The following is an 18,256-nucleotide window of genomic DNA, read 5'->3' as shown; positions in this document are numbered from 1 at the left end:
CCCGTTCAGGCCTTCGCCGTTCGGGCAGGATGGCTGCCGTGTGTTCCGTGCTGACCGCATCTGCCGTATTTCTGTCATCGTGTCAGTCTCTCTTCAGCCCGGCCTACCAGTCCACCTTGCGGCCTTCGGACAATCCGCAGACGGTGGAAGAGGTGCAGAAGAATGATCCCCGCGCGCAGATGGGCGCGCGCGAACATCCGCGTATCGTGGCGAGTTATGGTGGCGAATATCGTGATGCCAAGACGGAGCGGCTTGTCGCCCGCATCGCCGGCGCGCTGACGGCCGTTTCGGAAAATCCGCAGCAATCCTATCGCATCACCATCCTCAACTCGCCTGCTATCAACGCCTTTGCGCTGCCGGGTGGGTATCTTTACGTGACGCGCGGGCTTCTGGCTCTCGCCAACGATGCCTCGGAAGTGGCCGCCGTGCTTTCGCATGAGATGGGCCACGTTACCGCAAACCACGGCATCGAGCGCCAGCGTCGGGAAGAGGCGGAGGTGATTGCAAGCCGCGTGGTCGCCGAGGTTCTGTCGAGCGATCTCGCTGGCAAGCAGGCGCTTGCTCGCGGCAAGCTGCGGCTTGCGGCTTTTTCGCGTCAGCAGGAATTGCAGGCGGACGTGATTGGCGTGCGCATGTTGGGTGAGGCCGGCTACGACCCCTTCGCATCGCCGCGGTTTCTGGATTCGATGGCGGCCTATGCGCGTTTCTCCTCGGCTGATCCCGAAAACGACCAAAGCCTCGACTTTCTTTCCAGCCACCCCAACACACCGCAGCGCATCGAGCTTGCACGCCGGCATGCCCGCGCCTTCGGCCAGGACGGTCAGGTCGGGGATCGTGGTCGCGACTGGTTTCTGGATGGAATAGATGGCCTGCTTTACGGCGACAGCCCGCAGGAGGGTTATGTCCGGGGCCAGACCTTCCTGCACGGAACGCTCGGTATCCGTTTCGACGTGCCGGAAGGTTTCGTGATCGACAACAAGGTGGAGGCCGTTCTTGCGACGGGGCCGGGCGATGTGGCGATCCGTTTCGACGGCGTGGCCGATCCGAAACAGACCACTCTTGCCAATTACCTTACCAGCGGCTGGGTTGCCGGCCTGATGCCGGAAACCGTGAAGGAAACGCAGATCAACGGTCTGGAGGCCGCGACAGCCCGGGCGACGGCGGACAAATGGGACTTTGACGTTACCGTCATCCGTGTTGGTCAGCAGATATTCCGCTTCCTGACGGCCGTGCCGAAGGGTAACACGCAGCTCGATTCCATCGCCAACGTGTTGCGCACGAGTTTCCGCAAGATGACGCCGCAGGAGATCGCATCGTTAAAACCTCTGCGCGTGCGCGTGGTGACGGTCAAGCCCGGTGAAACCGTGGCAACGATTGCCGCACGGATGATGGGGACCGACCGTAAGCTCGACATGTTCCGCATGATGAATGCGATGAGCGCCACCGCCACGCTTCAGCCCGGCCAGCGGGTGAAGATCATTGCGGAATGAGATGCTAACAAAAAACCCCGGATTGTGATCCGGGGTTTTTCGTTTCAGACGTTATCGATAATTACCGCCACTCGCGCACATCGACGAAATGACCGGCGATGGCCGCCGCCGCTGCCATGGCGGGGGAGACGAGGTGGGTGCGGCTCTTGTAGCCCTGGCGGCCCTCAAAGTTGCGGTTCGAGGTGGAGGCGCAACGTTCGCCAGGCTTCAGGCGGTCATCATTCATGGCAAGGCACATGGAGCAGCCCGGTTCGCGCCATTCGAAACCGGCTTCGAGGAAAATCTTGTCCAGACCTTCCTTTTCCGCCTGTTCCTTCACGAGACCGGAGCCGGGCACGATCATGGCCGAGACGGTGGGCGCGACCTTGCGGCCGTCGACGATCTTTGCCGCTGCGCGCAAATCCTCGATACGGCCATTGGTGCAGGAGCCGATGAAAACGCGGTCGATGGCGATATCGGTGATGCGCGTCCCGGGTTTCAAGCCCATATAATCCAGCGCACGCCATTTGGAAGTACGCTTGTTTTCTTCCTCGATATCATCCGGATTGGGAACGATGCCCTCGACGGACGTCACGTCCTCAGGCGATGAGCCCCAGGAGACGATCGGCGGCAGGTTGGCGGCGTCCAGCACCACGATCTTGTCGTAATGGGCGCCTTCATCGGATTTCAGCGTTTTCCAGTATGCGATGGCCTGTTCCAACGTCTCGCCCTTTGGCGCGCGCGGCTTGTCTTTGATGTAGTCGAAGGTGGTCTCATCAGGCGCGATCAGACCGGCGCGGGCGCCGCCCTCGATGGTCATGTTGCAAACCGTCATGCGGCCTTCCATGGAGAGCGAGCGGATTGCCTCACCGGCAAATTCGATCACATGGCCGGTGCCGCCCGCTGTGCCGATCTCACCGATAATGGCGAGGATGATGTCCTTGGCGGTGACACCTTCCGGAACCTTGCCATCGACACGCACCAGCATGTTCTTGGCCTTTTTCTGGATCAGCGTCTGGGTCGCCAGCACATGCTCCACTTCCGACGTACCGATGCCGTGCGCCAGCGCGCCGAAAGCACCATGGGTGGAGGTGTGGCTGTCGCCGCAAACAATCGTCATGCCCGGCAGGGTAAAGCCCTGTTCCGGGCCAACGATGTGGACGATGCCCTGGCGCTTGTCGCGCTCGGAATAATATTCGACACCGAAATCCTTGGCGTTCTGCGCAAGCGCTTCCACCTGGATACGGCTTTCCTCGTTCTTGATGCCTTCCAGCCGGTCGGCTGTGGTTGGCACGTTATGATCGACGACGGCAAGCGTGCGGGTGGGCGAATGGACCGGACGGCCGGCGATGCGCAGGCCTTCAAAGGCCTGCGGGCTCGTCACCTCATGGACCAGGTGACGGTCGATATAGAGAAGACAGGTTCCGTCCGGGTCACGATTGACGACGTGGTCGTCCCAGATCTTGTCGTATAAGGTGCGGGGTACGCTCATGGCTCTATGCCTTGTCATGGAAAGGTAAAATCAGGGTTCAGTAAGGCGGTGGACAGCGGGTGCTGTCAGGCGAGCCTAAGTCGGCTATTGAGCGCCCCGGAAATGCGCGCAAAAAACCGTGCCGGCAGACGCTTGTGGTCCTGCAGCACATAAACATTCTGCGCGAGACATCCGAATTTAGATCCCATGGCGGTCTTCATAGCAGATTGCCGGTTTGGCGGCAATATGAATGCACGCAGACCGTAAAACGGTGCCCGGCGGCTTTGATGTGCGCCGCATCATGCACTCAGTGCTTTAAAATCCCCGTTTCGCAGCCCTTTCGGCATTGGTTATGATGCAATGCAACTTGCGTATCTTGCGGCGCACATATAGATGGGTCCCCTTATCATTTGCATTTCGACGAGCAATCGAAGGGAGGGAAAAGCACATGGTATCGGAAAAATCCCTAATCTCGAAGATCACCTGGCGGCTGATGCCGTTTCTTGGCCTTCTCTATCTCATCGCCTATATCGACCGGCAGAATGTCAGCTATGCCAAGCTGCAGATGGTCGATGCGCTGAGCCTCAGCGAATATGCCTATGGACTTGGCGCTTCGCTGTTCTTCATCGGCTATTTCCTCTTTGAGGTTCCGAGCAACCTTTTCCTCAACCGTTTCGGCGCCAGCAAATGGTTCGCCCGCATTCTGGTGTCCTGGGGTGCCGTCACCATCGCGCTTGCCTACACGCAGAATGCGACGATGTTCTACATCCTGCGCTTCCTGCTCGGGCTTTGCGAGGCCGGTTTCTTCCCGGGCGTGCTGTTCCTGATGACGCTGTGGTTCCCGCGCGATTATCGCGGCCGCATGATCGGCCTCTTCATGATCTTCAGTGCGCTTGCCAATGCCATCGGCGCACCGCTTGGCGGCATGCTGCTCGATCTCGATGGTTTCCTCGGTTATGCCGGCTGGGAATGGGTGTTCCTGGCGACGGGTATTCCCGCCGTGATCGCTGGTATCGTCACCTTCTTCTATCTGGACGATACGCCGGAAAAGGCGAAGTTCTTGACGCAGGCCGAGAAGGATTGGTTGAAGAACCGCCTGGCCGAAGAAAACAAGGGCATGGAAGAGCATGCGGAGGACGGCTTTAAGGCGCTGATCAATCCGCGCGTGCTGTTCATGGCGCTTTGCTATGTCGGCTTTCCGCTGGCGGCCTATGGTCTCAGCTACTGGCTGCCGACGATCGTAAAGAGCTTCGGCGTTTCCAACACCGCCAACGGCTTCATCAACATCATACCCTGGGTGATCGTGGCCGTCGCTCTCTTCGTCGTGCCCCTGGCGGCTGACAAGGCAAAAAACAAAACGCCTTATATCGTCGGCCCTGCCTTCGTCGGCGCGTTTTGCCTGCTGATGTCGGCGCTGCTCAGCAATCCGGTCCTGCAGTTCGCCTTCCTCTGCATCGCCGCTGCGGGCATTTTTGCCGGCCAGCCGGTGTTCTGGAGCCTGCCCGGCCGCTTCCTCAAGGGAGCCGGTGCCGCTGCCGGCATCGCCGCCATCAATTCCGTCGGCAATCTCGGTGGTTTCGTGGCGCAGAACGTGGTGCCTTGGATCAAGGACCAGACCGGCAGCACGATTGCGCCGATGTTCTTCCTTGCCTTCTGCCTTGCGCTGGCAGGTGTGCTTGTCATCATCGCGGCGCGAAAAATGGGCAATCAGGCCGAGGCCGCCTGATCTGCAAGATTGCGGCAGCCGGCATAATTTCCGAACCGCCGCATATGTAAAAAATCATGGCCCGGATATGTCCGGGCCATGATCCATTTAAACGGTAACCGATGAAATTCTCTTCGAGAGAAATTACGCCGTGAACCAATCGCTGCCGGTCAGGTGAACGCCGGAGAGAATGATCTTCTCACCCTTGTGCTCGCCAGTAACGTTGTAGCTGAGGACGGTATCGTTATCATAGGTCGAAACCGCCCAGTTATCGATCACTGTACCGACCAGCTTGAGCTTGTCCATGGAGGCGTTGAAGCCTTCAATGGTATCTGTGGCAAAGCTCTTCGCCATGTCACCCAGATTGAAGACGAAGGTATCGGCGCCACCGCTTGCGATGATGTGGTCGATGCCCTTGCCACCGGTGACCAGCGACGAAGCAAGCTTTACCTCGCTCAGGTCGATAAAGTCGTTACCCGCACCGGCGTCGATCTTGACGGAGGTGTAGCTGCCGTCCGTGATTCCAGCGCCGCCGTTCACAGCACCAGTATTGGCGGCAAGACCGCCCGTCCCGGCTGAAGAGGCGTCGTTAAATGCGGTGCCGGCCTTGACTTTGATCGTGTCGTTACCTGCGCCGGTATCGATGTTGAAATTGTTTACCCAGGTCTTTTCATTTGAAACGACAGAAACGTTCACCGTGTCATTGCCAGCGCCGGTCGAGATGTTACCGCGCTTGGCATTGAGAACTTCAACGGTGGACGAACCGGTGCCGCCGAGGTGAACGTCTACCTGTACGAAATCCTTGAACTTAAGGTTTTCAGAGGTGTCAGACTGGGCGAGAGCGTTCTTCACCGAATTCCATGCCGAGGATACGTCAAATGTGAAGCCGTTTGCGTTGGGGTCGTAGCCGACATCGACAGTGCCACCAGCACCGGTACCGGCAACCGCCACAGCGCCAACGCTGACAGCGCCTGAATCGAGCGTAGAGCCGTTTTTGACCTGTGCTGTCGATTCCGTGAGGAGCTTATATGCTTCCTGATCGATCAGGCTGGTGAGCGACGAAACCGATGCCGCACCGCCATTACCAAAAGTTACTTTTAACGCCATTTTACTCTCCTATAAATTTTTGAGAATTCGATGTATCGAAATTAAATTTAATAAATATTGCGGGTGATAATTAGTACATTATAAATGGCAAGACAATATGAGAAATTGTTTTTTTGGAAAAATTCTCGCCTTTGGTGTATTTGCGAATCGTTTCTAAGAAAACATGTAATGAAAGTCTTTTATTCCTGCAGGAACGTCTTTCTAAGCCTGTCCTGGAACGGTTTGACAAAATAGGAAAGAACGCTTCTTTCGCTTGTCTGTATGAAGACTTCGGCCGGCATGCCCGGATACAACCGTCCGCCTGGTATATGGTCCATTCCAGTTTTGCTCGGTTTGATGCGCAGTGCGTAATATGACGCCCCGCTTCGGGAATCTGTCTGCAAGTCCGGGGCGACGACTGCGACTTCAGCGCTTACATCCGGCGTCGTGCTCTGATTGAAAGCCGTGAAGCGAATGGTCACTGGCTGCCCGACATAGATCTGGTCTATGTCGTTTGGAAGAACATTGGCGTCGATTGCAAGATCTTCCTTTGCCGGCACCACCAGCATAAGCACTTCGCCCGGCTGGATGACGCCGTTTATGTTGTGCACCGACAGCTGGTAGATACGCCCCGCAATCGGCGAGCGAATATCGAGGCGGTCGAGCTGGTCGCGTGTTGCCGCAAGCCGTTCCTCGTATTCCGCAACCGTCGCTTCGATTGACGTCAGATCTTTAGTGACCTCGGAGTTGCGGTCCTCGTCAAGCTGAAGCGACTGCAAGTCCATTTCGCTCAGCTTGCCTACCGTCTGCGCACGCGCGGCCATATATTGGCCCTGCTGACCTTCGAGATTGGAAAGCTGGCGCTTGAGAAGGTTGAGGCGCTGAAGCGTTACCAGCCCCTTGGCATATAGCTCCTGTGTTTTTGAGACGTCTTCCCTTACGATCGCAAGCTCATTGTTGGTTGCCTCAATCTGCACGTCCATGCCCCGCGCTTCATCGGCTAGCTGATCCTTGCGCGTTACCAATTGCTTTTTCATGCCGATCAGTGCACTGCGACGGCTGTTGAAAAGGTTCTGTTCACTGTCGATGAACGTTTTGGTAGCTTTGGAATTGGTCAAGACGGCCAGATCTTCGGGCGTTGTGAAAGAGGTGGCGTCGGAGATTTCGGCACGCAGACGCGCGCGGCGTGCATAAAGCTGCGCGAGCGTATTTTCGACAATGGACAGGTTTGCCTGAACGATCGTGCCGCTCAGCCGCAGCAAAACCTGACCGGCCTCCACCGTGTCACCTTCCGCAATATTGATCTGGCTGACGATACCGCCGGAAAGGTGCTGAATTTTCTTGGAGTTGCCTTCGACAACCACCCGGCCCGTGGCGACGACCGCGCCCGAAAGCTTCGCTAAAGCCGCCCAGCCACCCAGGCCGAAAAGAAGGCCGGCAGCAAGAACGACTACGGCGGTTGAGTGTTTGACGATAGATGTTTTCGTCACGCCGGTTTTTTCTCCCTCAACCATTTTCACCCACCCGGCTTTCCAGCTTACGTACTTCTTCTTCTGTTTCCGGCACCTGGCGAATATTTTGACGCAGGATTTGCGCAAGCACCTCTTCCTTGGTACCGAAGCGAAGCATGCGGCCGTTGGTCATCACCATCACAAGATTGACGCTTTCGATGGCGCTCGGACGATGGGCAATGACGACCACGATGCCGCCCCGCGCCCTTATGTTGCCAATGGCGTTGCGCAAGGCTGCCTCGCCTTCGCTGTCCAGATTGGAGTTCGGCTCATCGAGGATGACAAAGAATGGCTCCCCGAAAAGCGCCCGCGCCAGGCCGATGCGCTGTTTTTGCCCGCCTGACAACGCCTCTCCACGGTCGCCGATATAGGTGTCGTAACCATTGGGCAGGTTCAAGATGAGATCATGAACCTGAGCGGCCTTTGCGGCCGCAACGATGGCTTCTGCCGTTGCGTCACGGTCGAAGCGCGCGATATTTTGCGCGACCGTGCCTGGCATCAGTTCCACCTGCTGGGGCATGTACCCGATGGATTTACCGAGAACCTCGAAATCCCACTGGTTCAGTGCGGCCCCGTCGAAGCGCACGGAGCCGCGGTCATAGGGCCAGATACCGGTTATCAAACGTGCCAGCGTGGATTTACCGGAAGCGCTCGGCCCAATGATGCCAAGGCCATCACCCGCGTTCAACGTGAAGGAAATGTCGGCCACGGTATCACGCGCACCATTGGGCGGACCGCCGGTCACGCGATCGATGGCAACCGTATATTTCGGTGGCGGCAGGGAAAGCGGCTGTGCGGGTTCCGGTACGAGTTCGAGAAACTCGTTGATGCGTTTCCAGCCCTGTCGCGCAGTCATGAAGCTGCGCCAATTTGCAATTGCATGTTCGACAGGGCCTAGCGCCTTGGCCGAGAGGATGGAGCCTGCGATGATGCTACCCGCTGACGCATGCCCCCCGATAACCAGCAGGGCGCCGATTGCCATCACACCCGACTGTAGCAAAAGACGGAATGTTCGGGAAATCGCGGCGAGCATGCCCGCCGTGTCCGACGTCGAGAGTGTGACGGCGCGATACTTGGAGTGCAGATCGTCCCACATCGATGTCACCGCATTCATCATGCCCATGGTTCTTATGGACTCGATGTTGCGCTGGCTGCTGCCAACGAGTGCATTTCTCTGTCCGCGCACCGTGTAGGCCTGTTTGGTCGCCCTTTCGGTCAGCCAGTTGGTTATGAGCGTCAACACGACAAGGACCAGGGCGCCGCCAAGCACGGCAAAACCGATCCAGGGATGCAAGGCAAAACAGATCAGCAGATAGATAGGCAGCCAGGGAATATCAAAGAAAGCTGCTGGTCCCGGCCCGGACAGGAATTGACGTATCTGATCGAGATCGCCGACGATCTGCAGCCCATCTACCTTGCCGTAGGCGGCAAGTGGTGCGCTGATCGATGCCCTGAAGAGCTTCTGATTGAGCGCGTCGTCCATATTGTCCGAGATGCGCGCCAATATCCGGCCGCGCAGAGCATCGAACCCCACGAGAAAGGCATAGAGAATAACCAGCAGAACAACGAGAGCGACAAGAGAAGGAATACTCTTGCTTGGCAGAATCCGGTCATAAACCTCCAGCATGAAAAGGGAGCCGGAAAGGTTGAGAATATTCATGAGTGCGCTGGCAAGGCCGACAGCGAAGAAAGCGCGCTTATTTTTTGTTAAAAAAGAATTAAAAAAAAACATATCAACACCTAAAACTGCGCAAAAATTGCACAATAAGTGAAACTAGGCAATGCTATTCGAGAATGTTCTAAATAAATTGGGCAAAGAGATAAGTAGCAATACGACTTTGATCTTGATCTGTCGATGCGGAGATGGGATCGAAGGCTGGACGTGACGCTATGTCGCCCACCAGATTGTTATGACGCATCGATGCAACAAAAAAGGCGGTCCAAAGACCGCCTTCTCCGTAAATCCATCAAAATGGAAATCTTATTCCGCTGCGGTTTCAGCAGCCTTTGCTGCTTCTTCCGCTGCCTTGGCTTCTGCGGCTTCAGCTGCTGCCTTTTCGGCGGCGAGAGCCTGTGCTGCTGCTACCTTTTCAGCTTCCAGACGTGCCTTTTCTTCGGCGATCGCCTGGCGCTCGGATTCGTTCAGCTTGCGGGCGCGCGTACCGGTGTTTTCAACGATACGGGCAGCCTTGCCGCGACGATCGCGCAGGTAGTAGAGCTTCGCGCGGCGAACCTTACCACGGCGAACGATTTCAACGCCTTCGACCAGCGGGGAGTAGATCGGGAATACGCGCTCGACGCCTTCGCCGTAGGAGATCTTGCGAACGGTGAAGCTCTCGGAAAGGCCGCCGCCGGAACGGGCGATGCAAACGCCTTCGTAAGCCTGAACGCGGGTACGGTTACCTTCGGTAACGCGCACGTTGACGCGCAGCGTGTCGCCCGGAGAAAACTCAGGCAGGGTGCGCTTTGCTTCGATCTTGGCAGCCTGTTCGGCTTCCAGCTGCTGAATGATATTGGTCATGTTAACCTCTGATTTCTTCTGAAACAGCCAGAGCGCTCAACGTTTCGTCTGTCGGTCAATGCCTTCAGACCATGCCGTGCGGCAGGAGCGGGTTCGCCATTCTTTGCTTGCGGTTAAAGGGGAAAACCCCAATTCCACGCGGGCACATACACGAGGTAGCGCCATTTGTCATCCCTTTCATGACAATATTTTATCAATTGTGGGCGACGTACGGGCTGTTGCGAAGGTGCGCTTCCCCGGTTATGGCATGAAAACCTTGGGAGGGGCCATGTTCGTACTTACTATCATGATGCTGTTTGCGACCGGCTTTCTATCTGGCGTGGTCAATGCGATCGCCGGTGGCGGCACCTTTTTGACCTTCGGGGCGATGACGCTTGCAGGCCTGCCGCCGATTGTCGCCAATGCCACGTCGGCGATCGTGCAGTTTCCCGGTTACATCACCTCCGTGATCGCCTACGGGCCTGAAATCCGCGCCCACTGGCGCGAGGCGATACTCCTGTCGGTCGTCTCCATCGTCGGCGGGCTGGCGGGGTCACTTTTGCTCTTGTCGCTCGACAACCCCTCCTTCCGCCAGCTTGTGCCGTGGTTGCTTCTGTCCGCAACCGTTGTTTTTGCCGCTGGCCCGTGGCTTCGGCCGAAGGCCTGTGCCGAGCGTTCACCCGGTAATGTGCCGAGCCTCTTCTTTCAGGGGCTCGCCTCCATCTATGGTGGTTTTTTCGGGGCGGGCATGGGCATCATGATGCTGGCCATCCTCGGAATGACCTCGGGTGGCAGCTATCATCATCTGAATGCCCTGAAGAACCTGCTCTCGGTGGTGATTGCGATCATCGCCATTACGATCTTCGTCAGCGGCGGCGTCGTTTCCTGGTGGGCCGCCCTCATCATGTTCCCGGCGGCCGCGCTTGGCGGATATATGGGGGTGCACACGGCAAGGCGGGTGCCGCAATGGATCATCCGCTGGCTGGTCATTGCAGTCGGGCTGGTGCTGACGGCCTATTATTTCGTCTCGGTTTGAACCTTGGCCTTTTCCAGCAGGTCTGGCCGTCTTTGCTTCGTCAACGCCAGCGCCTGCTCGTGTCGCCATTTGTCGATGACGGCGTGATTGCCAGAGGTGAGAACGGCTGGGATGTCGCGGCCTTCCCAGACCTGCGGACGGGTGTAATGCGGATGCTCCAGAAGCCCACCCTCGAAGCTTTCATGCACGCCTGAGAGATCGTTGCCCATGACGCCCGGCAGAATGCGGACAATGGCGTCCAGAAGCGTCAGGGCGGCCGGCTCGCCGCCGGAGAGAATGTAATCGCCGATCGACACTTCCTCCAACCCGCGCGCCTCTATGACCCGCTGGTCGACGCCTTCGAAGCGGCCACACACGATGATCGCGCCGTCGCCTGCCGCCAGTTCGCGCACTCGGTCCTGCGACAATGGCTTGCCGCGCGGGCTCATCAGCAGACGCGGTCGCGTATCTCCATCTGAAACATGGTCGATGGCTGCGGCCAGAATGTCGGGTTTCAGCACCATGCCGGCGCCGCCGCCTGCCGGGGTGTCGTCCACGCTTCTGTGCCTGTCGGTGGCGAATTCACGGATCTGCACGGCCTCAAGCGACCATTGCTCGCGCTCCAGCGCCTTGCCCGCCAGCGAATATCCGAGATGCCCCGGAAACATTTCCGGGTAGAGCGTCAGAACGGTAGCCTTGAACGTCATGGCCTTATTTCTTGCCGAAAGGCGATGCGCCGGCTTCGTCTTTGTCGTCCGGGTTGTCGATCAGGCCGGCAGCCATGGGGTCGATGAGAATGCGTCTCGCCTCCAGATCGATTTCAAGCACGGCTGCTTCCGAAAAGGGGATGAGGGCGGGACGGCGGCCCGCACCTTTCAGCTCCAGGAGGTCGCCTGCGCCGAAATCGTAAACGGCGCTGACGGCGCCGTAGCTTTTGCCTTCGGCATCGACGGCTTCCAGCCCTTCGAGGTCGGCATAATAAAATTCGTCGTCGTCCAGCTCGTCATCCGGCAGATTGTCGCGTTCGATGAACAGTTCGAGCCCGTTCAAGCTTTCCGCCGCATTGCGGTCGTTGATACCCCTGAAGCGGACGACAACCACATTCTTGCCCTCGCGCACTTCCAGAATTTCGAAGACGCGGCCATCGGCGCTGACCAGATTGCCGTAATCGCCGAGCGCCATCGGTTCGTCCGTATAGGTGCTGACGCGGACTTCGCCGCGCAATCCCTGTGCGCCGCCGATCTTTGCCATGAGTATCGGGTTTTCCAGCTTTGCCATCGGGCCGTCCGTCTTCTGGTGTTGGTTGCGTCTGGTTTACAGCATCAGCGTGAAAATCGGAATCGATTTTCACAGGGCACGATGCGCAGATCCAACGCGTTAGAGCATAGTTCCTGACGCTCTAAAGTTTGTTGATACCAAAATAAACAAAAAACGGGCGGCATGGAAAACCACGCCACCCGTTCTCTAAAATTCTATTGCAGATTATTCTGCAGCAGAAGCTTCTGCTGCGGCAGCAGCTGCGTCTTCAGCCTTCTGCTTCTTTTCTGCAACGCGTTCCAGAGCGCGCTTGCCCGGCAGTGCCTTTTCCGGGTTGCTGCGAGCGGCGCGATCGGCAAGGCCTGCCTCTGCGAGGAAGCGCAGAACGCGGTCGGTCGGCTGTGCGCCCTTGGCGATCCATTCCTTGATGAGGTCAGCCTTCAGCTCGATGCGCTGCGGGTTGTCCTTGGCGAGCATCGGGTTCCAGGAACCGACCTTCTCGAGGAAACGGCCGTCGCGGGGCGAACGGGCGTCAGCAACGACGATCTGGTAGTACGGGCGCTTCTTGGAACCACCGCGTGCGAGACGAATTTTAAGTGCCATGTTATTTACTCCTTGAGATAGCTTGTCCGCCGGTCAGGCGGTCTTTTCATTACCGCCATGTTCGGCGGCTATTGCTTCATGATGCCGGATGACTTCCTTGATGACGAAGTTTAGAAACTTCTCGGCGAAATCCGGATCCAGATTGGCATCCTTTGCCAGACGGCGAAGGCGTTCGATCTGGTATTCCTCGCGCGCCGGGTCCGCCGGCGGCAAATTGTATTTTGCCTTCAGCACGCCCACCGCCTTGGTACAGCGGAAACGTTCGGCAAGAATGTGAACCAGTGCGGCATCGATATTGTCGATCGACTGGCGGTATTCGGAAAGCTGGGCTTTCACTTCTGCGTTGTTCACTGGCGTCGCCCTCACTTCTTTTTGGGGAAGCCGGGCAGGCCCGGCATGCCGCCAAGACCCGGCAGCTTTGTCCCGCCCAGACCGGGTAGCCCGCCGGGCAGACCACCGAGACCGGGCATTGCGCCCGGCTTGCCAAGACCGGAAGCTTCAGCCTGTTTTTGAAGCGCTTCGAGCTGCCTCGGGTCGATGTTCGACAGATCAGGCATGCCGCCGCCCATCATGCCACCAAGCCCCATCTTGCCCGCAAGGCCGCCCATCATCTGCTTCATGATGCCGCCCTTGCCCTTGCCGCCCATGGCTTTCATCATGTCGGCCATGCCACGGTGCATCTTCAAGAGCTTGTTGATTTCGGCGGCATCGGTGCCGGAACCGGCGGCGATGCGCTTTTTGCGGCTGTGTTTGAGGATATCGGGATTGGCGCGTTCGGCCTTGGTCATCGACGAGATGATGGCGATCTGGCGGTCGAACATCTTGTCGTTGAGGCCTGCGGAAGCCATCTTGTCCTTCATGCCGGCCATGCCGGGCATCAGCCCCATGATACCGCCCATGCCACCCATCTTCTTCATCTGGGCAAGCTGGTCGGAGAGATCGTTGAGGTCGAACTTGCCCTTGGCCATCTTTTCGGCCATGGCGCGGGCTTTTTCGGCATCGATATTCTCGGCGGCCTTCTCGACCAGCGAGACAATGTCGCCCATGCCGAGAATACGGTCGGCGATACGGCGCGGATGGAACTCGTCGAGTTCGTTCATGCGCTCGCCGATACCGATCAGCTTGATCGGCTTGCCGGTGACGGCGCGCATGGAGAGGGCTGCACCACCGCGCCCGTCGCCATCCATACGGGTGAGCACGAGGCCGGTGATGCCGACGCGTTCATCGAAGTTGCGCGCGAGGTTGACCGCGTCCTGACCGGTCAGCGAATCCGCGACCAGCAGAATTTCGTGCGGGTTGGACTTCTTCTTGATGTCGGCCATTTCCAGCATCAAGGGTTCGTCGATGTGCGTGCGGCCGGCGGTGTCGAGAATGACGACGTCATGGCCGCCGAGCTTGGCGGCCTGCACGGCGCGTGCGGCGATATCTGTCGGAGACTGGCCGGCGATGACCGGCAGCGTATCGACGCCGGTCTGCACGCCCAGCTGGCGAAGCTGTTCCTGTGCGGCCGGACGGCGCGTGTCGAGAGATGCCATCAGCACCTTCTTCTTGTCGCGGTCGGTCAGGCGCTTGGCAATCTTGCCTGTTGTCGTGGTCTTGCCCGAACCCTGCAGACCCACCATCATGATGACGACGGGGGCGGCCGCATGCAGGTCGATCGAGACACCTTCGGTGCCGAGCATTTCGACAAGTTCGTCATGCACGATCTTGACGACCATCTGGCCGGGCTTGATGGATTTCAGAACGGCTGCGCCGACTGCCTTTTCACGCACCTTGTCGGTGAAGGAACGCACGACTTCCAGCGCAACGTCCGCTTCCAGAAGCGCACGGCGAACCTCGCGCAGGGCGGCGGCAACATCGGCTTCCGTCAGCGCGCCACGGCCGGTCAGTCCATTCAGAATGGAACCAAGGCGGTCCTGGAGGTTTTCAAACATCGTTTCTTCCTTCTTCGTTCCGGGGTCTCCGAAACGTCGGTGCTTTCGCTGCCAAAAACAAGACGCAAAGCCAAAAAGCACCCGAGGGCGCATCGCGCTGTCGGGTGTTGACCTCCGGGATCTCTTTATACCTTTGCGGGTCCCGGTCGGCGGCTTGGAGTCGTGAAACTGCCAGCTGATTGGCCGCGATAAACAGGAAAGTGCCGTGAAAGTCAAGGGAGTGCCGGTTTTCATGCGGCAAAGCATGCCCTGTCATCTTTACGTGATAAGACGAAAGCTGCGATGGCGGTGCTTGAACGGCGTCGCCTGGCTTCCTATACCTTTCCCATGAAACGTCGAAACTTCTTTCGTTTTTCCGCACTTGGTCTGCTTGCTCTTGCGGGCGGCGGCCTGTTTGCGCGCCGCTCTAACGCCAGCGCCTATTATAGTGGGCCGGTCTCCGATCATTTCGACGGGGTGCGTTTCTTCAATCCCGGCGGTTCGCCGCCCGGTAATTTCATGGGCCTCCTGAAATGGCGCTTCAACGGCGAGCGCGCTACGTGGCCGGAAAACTACCCCAGCCCGTTTCCGTTCGCAAAGCCGGAGCCCCGTCTCGACGGCAAGGACATTCGCGTCACCTTCGTCGGTCACGCCTCCTTTCTCATCCAGACGGCAGGGCTGAATATTCTCATCGATCCGGTGTGGTCGCAGCGTACCAGCCCGTTCAGCTTCGCCGGTCCCAAACGCGTCAACCCGCCCGGCATCCGTTTTGAGGATTTGCCGCCGATCGATCTGGTACTGGTGACGCATAATCACTACGACCATCTGGATATGGAAACGCTGAAGCGCCTGCATGTCGCGCACAAGCCGCTTTTCATCACGCCGCTTGGCAATGACGCCATCATCCGCACCGGCGTCGAGGCAGCGCGCATCAAGGTGGGAGACTGGGGCGATGTCCTTGAGATTGGTTCGGTCAAAATTCATTTCGAGCCGTGCCACCATTGGTCCGCGCGTGGGCTGAACGACCGGCGCATGGCGCTGTGGGCGGCCTTTGTCATCGAAACGCCTTATGGCAAGATTTATCATATCGGCGATACCGGCTTTCACGACGGCCTCAATTATCACGCCGCGCGCAAGAAACACGGTGAGTTCCGTCTCGCCAACCTGCCTTTCGGCGCCTATGAGCCGCGCTGGTTTATGAAGGGCCAGCACCAGAACCCGGCGGAAGCCGTGGAAGGCATGAAGATCTGCGGTGCGGCACATGTCTGCGGCCACCATTGGGGCACTGTGCAACTGACCGATGAAGCGGTCGAAGCTCCTCTTGTCGCGCTGAAAGCAGCGCTTGCTGAGCAGGGGGTAGATGAGAGCCGCTTCCAGCCCATGCGTCCCGGCAAGGTCTTCGACGTACCTTCCGCCTGAGCGGCTCAGCGGTTTGCGCCGCAACAGTCTGGTAATTTGCCGTCCTTTCCGCCATATAGAGCGAAAGTGCGGGCAAAGCCCGTCTTTTAATCCGGTTTCAGGTGTTTTTCAGGTTCAGTACGATGGCGGATACGGTCGAATTTGCGAAGATGAACGGGCTTGGCAACAAGATCCTCGTTGTCGACATGCGCGGCCGCAGGGATATGGTGACGCCTGCGGCGGCCATCGCGCTCAATGCCGATCCCGCCACGCAGTTCGATCAGATCATGGCGATCCACGATCCGCGTGTCGGCGGCACCGATGCATTCATCGATATCCTCAATTGCGACGGCACGAAGGCGCAGGCCTGCGGCAACGGCACGCGCTGCGTGGTGCAGGCGCTGTCCGCGGAGACCGGCAAGACCACCTTCACCTTCCAGACGGTGGCGGGCATCCTGAACGCCGTCGAGCATGAAGACGGCATGATTTCCGTTGATATGGGCCTGCCGCGTTTTCGCTGGAGCGACATTCCGCTTTCCGAAGAGTTCCACGATACGAGCCGCATCGAGTTGCAGATCGGGCCGATCGACGCGCCGATCCTGCATTCGCCCGCCGTCATGTCCATGGGAAACCCGCACGCCATTTTCTGGGTGGATCGCGATCCGATGGAGTTCGATCTGGAACGCTTCGGGCCGCTTCTGGAAAACCACCCGATGTTCCCGGAAAAGGCCAATATCACGCTGGCGCAGGTGATTTCCGATAGCGCGCTTCGCACCCGCACCTGGGAGCGCGGCGCCGGGCTGACGCTCGCCTGCGGTTCTGCCGCATGTGCTGCTGCTGTTTCCGCTGCGCGCACCGGCCGCACGGGCAGGAAGGTCACCATCGATGTCGCCTCCAGCCCCGTGCGTGTGCCGCTGACAATTGAGTGGCGCGAGGACAACCACGTCATCATGACCGGGCCGGCCGAATGGGAATGGTCCGGCACGGTCGATCCCATCAGCGGCGCGTGGTCGCGCGATGCCGTGGCTGAGCAGGGGGCCATATGAGCGGCGTCGAGGTCATAACCTTCGGCTGCCGTCTCAATACCTATGAATCGGAAGTGATGCGGGCGGAGGCCGAAAAGGCCGGGCTCAACAATGCCGTGCTTGTCAATACCTGCGCGGTGACGGGCGAGGCGGTGCGCCAGGCGCGCCAGGCCATTCGCCGGGCAAGGCGCGACAATCCGCATGCGCGCATCATCGTGACCGGCTGTGCTGCCCAGACTGAAAAACAGACCTTTGCCGAGATGCCCGAAGTGGATGCAGTGCTGGGCAATGAGGAAAAGCTGAAAAGCGCCTCCTATCGCGCGCTGCCGGATTTCGGCGTTTCGGCGGAAGAAAAGCTGCGCGTCAACGACATCATGAGCATCAAGGCGACGGCGCCGCAGATGGTCAAGCACATTGATGGGCATGTCCGTGCCTTCATTCAGGTGCAGAACGGCTGCGATCATCGCTGTACTTTCTGCATCATCCCCTATGGGCGGGGCAATTCCCGCTCCGTGCCGATGGGCGCTGTGGTCGAGCAGGCGCGCAGGCTGGTGGAAAGCGGCTATTGCGAAATCGTGCTGACCGGCGTGGATGCTACCAGCTACGGTGCCGACCTGCCGGGCGAACCTTCGCTAGGGCTTCTCGCCAAGACATTGCTGAAGCAGGTGCCGGAGATATCAAGGCTCAGGCTATCCTCCATCGACAGCATCGAGGCTGACCACCATCTGATGGATATGATTGCCGGTGAACCGCGTTTCATGCCGCATCTGCACCTGTCCCTCCAGCATGGCGACGACATGATCCTGAAACGCATGAAACGCCGTCATTTACGGGCCGATGCCATCCGTTTCTGTCACGAGGTGCGGTCGCTCCGCCCGGATATCGCATTCGGTGCTGATATGATCGCCGGTTTTCCGACCGAGAGCGAAGAGATGTTCGAAAACGCCGCGACGCTTGCGGAAGAATGCGGCATTTCCAGCCTGCACGTATTTCCCTACAGCCCGCGTGCCGGCACGCCTGCTGCACGTATGCCGCAGCTCGACCGTGCGCTGGTGAAGGAGCGGGCAGCGAGGCTTCGTGAACGTGGCGAGGCACTCAGGCTCGTGCATCTGCAAAACATGGTCGGTTCGACGCAAACGATCCTCGTTGAAAACACCGGTTTTGCGCATACCGACAATTTCACGCTGGTGGCGGCGCCCGATCTTCTCCCGCGCACTCTTGCGCAGGTTGAGATTACCGGCCACAACGGCAAACATCTGAACATGAAGCTTCTGGCAGCGGATGCGGCCTGAAGCGGCACAGG

16 protein-coding genes are annotated in these 18,256 nt (G+C 58.6%); 6 read left to right on the top strand and 10 right to left on the bottom strand.

The genetic code is table 11. The features are described from left to right. Positions 1–29 precede the first annotated feature (29 nt). Entirely contained in the window at positions 30–1,490 is a 1,461-nt protein-coding gene (locus CRO62_RS17030) for a M48 family metalloprotease (RefSeq protein ID WP_025594597.1), read from the top strand. Between the two features lie 61 nt (positions 1,491–1,551). On the opposite strand, the gene leuC is transcribed toward CRO62_RS17030, so the two are convergent. Beyond that, positions 1,552–2,961 (bottom strand): 3-isopropylmalate dehydratase large subunit, encoded by a 1,410-nt coding sequence (gene leuC / locus CRO62_RS17025; RefSeq protein WP_097100969.1) that lies wholly within the window; start codon positions 2,959–2,961, stop codon positions 1,552–1,554. Positions 2,962–3,388: 427 nt separating this feature from the next. Here leuC and CRO62_RS17015 point away from each other — a divergent pair, with 427 nt between their 5' ends. After that, positions 3,389–4,666 carry an MFS transporter gene (locus CRO62_RS17015; protein WP_097100968.1) on the top strand — a complete coding sequence of 426 codons (1,278 nt, stop codon included), beginning with the start codon at positions 3,389–3,391 and terminating at the stop codon, positions 4,664–4,666. Between the two features lie 123 nt (positions 4,667–4,789). Here CRO62_RS17015 and CRO62_RS17010 read toward each other — a convergent pair whose 3' ends face one another. The 4 genes from CRO62_RS17010 to rplS all read right to left on the bottom strand — a co-directional run bounded on the left by CRO62_RS17010 (position 4,790) and on the right by rplS (position 9,763). Next, entirely contained in the window at positions 4,790–5,752 is a 963-nt protein-coding gene (locus CRO62_RS17010; RefSeq protein WP_097100967.1) for a rhizobiocin, read from the bottom strand. A gap of 179 nt (positions 5,753–5,931) precedes the next feature. Further along, positions 5,932–7,245 (bottom strand): HlyD family type I secretion periplasmic adaptor subunit, encoded by a 1,314-nt coding sequence (locus tag CRO62_RS17005; RefSeq protein WP_097100966.1) that lies wholly within the window; start codon positions 7,243–7,245, stop codon positions 5,932–5,934. Further along, a complete protein-coding gene (locus tag CRO62_RS17000; protein ID WP_323455508.1) occupies positions 7,238–8,902 on the bottom strand; it encodes a type I secretion system permease/ATPase in 1,665 nt (554 codons plus the stop codon). The genes CRO62_RS17005 and CRO62_RS17000 overlap by 8 nt, the downstream gene beginning before the upstream one ends. 321 nt (positions 8,903–9,223) lie before the next feature. Continuing rightward, positions 9,224–9,763: a 50S ribosomal protein L19 gene (gene rplS / locus CRO62_RS16995; RefSeq protein WP_097100964.1), complete on the bottom strand. Its 540-nt coding sequence runs from the start codon at positions 9,761–9,763 to the stop codon at positions 9,224–9,226. A gap of 268 nt (positions 9,764–10,031) precedes the next feature. Between rplS and CRO62_RS16990 the strand changes: the two genes are divergently transcribed. Then, entirely contained in the window at positions 10,032–10,778 is a 747-nt protein-coding gene (locus CRO62_RS16990; protein WP_097100963.1) for a sulfite exporter TauE/SafE family protein, read from the top strand. Here CRO62_RS16990 and trmD read toward each other — a convergent pair. The 5 genes from trmD to ffh all read right to left on the bottom strand — a co-directional run bounded on the left by trmD (position 10,760) and on the right by ffh (position 14,551). Further along, positions 10,760–11,464, bottom strand: coding sequence for a tRNA (guanosine(37)-N1)-methyltransferase TrmD (gene trmD / locus CRO62_RS16985; protein ID WP_097100962.1), 705 nt, complete (start codon positions 11,462–11,464; stop codon positions 10,760–10,762). The genes CRO62_RS16990 and trmD overlap by 19 nt on opposite strands. Positions 11,465–11,468: 4 nt before the next feature. Then, positions 11,469–12,035 (bottom strand): ribosome maturation factor RimM, encoded by a 567-nt coding sequence (gene rimM, locus CRO62_RS16980; protein WP_097100961.1) that lies wholly within the window; start codon positions 12,033–12,035, stop codon positions 11,469–11,471. Between the two features lie 204 nt (positions 12,036–12,239). Beyond that, a complete protein-coding gene (rpsP, locus tag CRO62_RS16975; RefSeq protein ID WP_003516612.1) occupies positions 12,240–12,617 on the bottom strand; it encodes a 30S ribosomal protein S16 in 378 nt (125 codons plus the stop codon). Positions 12,618–12,650: 33 nt separating this feature from the next. Beyond that, complete coding sequence (locus CRO62_RS16970) at positions 12,651–12,968, bottom strand: chorismate mutase (RefSeq protein ID WP_013636924.1); 318 nt, start codon at positions 12,966–12,968, stop codon at positions 12,651–12,653. Positions 12,969–12,979: 11 nt separating this feature from the next. Then, positions 12,980–14,551: a signal recognition particle protein gene (ffh, locus tag CRO62_RS16965; protein ID WP_097100960.1), complete on the bottom strand. Its 1,572-nt coding sequence runs from the start codon at positions 14,549–14,551 to the stop codon at positions 12,980–12,982. A 282-nt stretch (positions 14,552–14,833) separates the two neighbouring features. On the opposite strand from ffh, the gene CRO62_RS16955 reads away from it, so the two are divergent. The 3 genes from CRO62_RS16955 to mtaB all read left to right on the top strand — a co-directional run bounded on the left by CRO62_RS16955 (position 14,834) and on the right by mtaB (position 18,245). Continuing rightward, positions 14,834–15,949, top strand: a complete 1,116-nt coding sequence (locus CRO62_RS16955) for an MBL fold metallo-hydrolase (RefSeq protein ID WP_179784554.1) — start codon at positions 14,834–14,836, stop codon at positions 15,947–15,949. 122 nt (positions 15,950–16,071) lie between these two features. Then, on the top strand, positions 16,072–16,974 hold the full coding sequence (gene dapF, locus CRO62_RS16950) for a diaminopimelate epimerase (RefSeq protein WP_097100959.1): 903 nt from the start codon (positions 16,072–16,074) through the stop codon (positions 16,972–16,974). Then, positions 16,971–18,245: a tRNA (N(6)-L-threonylcarbamoyladenosine(37)-C(2))-methylthiotransferase MtaB gene (mtaB, locus tag CRO62_RS16945; protein ID WP_097100958.1), complete on the top strand. Its 1,275-nt coding sequence runs from the start codon at positions 16,971–16,973 to the stop codon at positions 18,243–18,245. The genes dapF and mtaB overlap by 4 nt, the downstream gene beginning before the upstream one ends. Positions 18,246–18,256: the final 11 nt, after the last annotated feature.

It is taken from the genome of Rhizobium sp. AN6A, assembly GCF_900215635.1.
Classification (GTDB): Bacteria; Pseudomonadota; Alphaproteobacteria; order Rhizobiales; family Rhizobiaceae; genus Agrobacterium; species Agrobacterium tumefaciens.
Note: the sequence above shows the minus strand (reverse complement) of the source record. Positions and strands in the feature narration are given on the sequence as shown.

Excerpts from the sequence above, each read along its gene's own strand:
- rpsP (WP_003516612.1), bottom strand. The coding sequence starts at position 12,617 with ATGGCACTTAAAATTCGTCTCGCACGCGGTGGTTCCAAGAAGCGCCCG.
- trmD (WP_097100962.1), bottom strand. The coding sequence starts at position 11,464 with ATGACGTTCAAGGCTACCGTTCTGACGCTCTACCCGGAAATGTTTCCG.
- CRO62_RS17015 (WP_097100968.1), top strand. The coding sequence starts at position 3,389 with ATGGTATCGGAAAAATCCCTAATCTCGAAGATCACCTGGCGGCTGATG.
- CRO62_RS17005 (WP_097100966.1), bottom strand. The coding sequence starts at position 7,245 with ATGGTTGAGGGAGAAAAAACCGGCGTGACGAAAACATCTATCGTCAAA.
- leuC (WP_097100969.1), bottom strand. The coding sequence starts at position 2,961 with ATGAGCGTACCCCGCACCTTATACGACAAGATCTGGGACGACCACGTC.
- rplS (WP_097100964.1), bottom strand. The coding sequence starts at position 9,763 with ATGACCAATATCATTCAGCAGCTGGAAGCCGAACAGGCTGCCAAGATC.
- ffh (WP_097100960.1), bottom strand. The coding sequence starts at position 14,551 with ATGTTTGAAAACCTCCAGGACCGCCTTGGTTCCATTCTGAATGGACTG.
- CRO62_RS17030 (WP_025594597.1), top strand. The coding sequence starts at position 30 with ATGGCTGCCGTGTGTTCCGTGCTGACCGCATCTGCCGTATTTCTGTCA.
- mtaB (WP_097100958.1), top strand. The coding sequence starts at position 16,971 with ATGAGCGGCGTCGAGGTCATAACCTTCGGCTGCCGTCTCAATACCTAT.
- CRO62_RS16955 (WP_179784554.1), top strand. The coding sequence starts at position 14,834 with ATGGCGGTGCTTGAACGGCGTCGCCTGGCTTCCTATACCTTTCCCATG.
- rimM (WP_097100961.1), bottom strand. The coding sequence starts at position 12,035 with ATGGCAAAGCTGGAAAACCCGATACTCATGGCAAAGATCGGCGGCGCA.
- CRO62_RS17010 (WP_097100967.1), bottom strand. The coding sequence starts at position 5,752 with ATGGCGTTAAAAGTAACTTTTGGTAATGGCGGTGCGGCATCGGTTTCG.
- CRO62_RS16990 (WP_097100963.1), top strand. The coding sequence starts at position 10,032 with ATGTTCGTACTTACTATCATGATGCTGTTTGCGACCGGCTTTCTATCT.
- dapF (WP_097100959.1), top strand. The coding sequence starts at position 16,072 with ATGGCGGATACGGTCGAATTTGCGAAGATGAACGGGCTTGGCAACAAG.
- CRO62_RS17000 (WP_323455508.1), bottom strand. The coding sequence starts at position 8,902 with ATGAATATTCTCAACCTTTCCGGCTCCCTTTTCATGCTGGAGGTTTAT.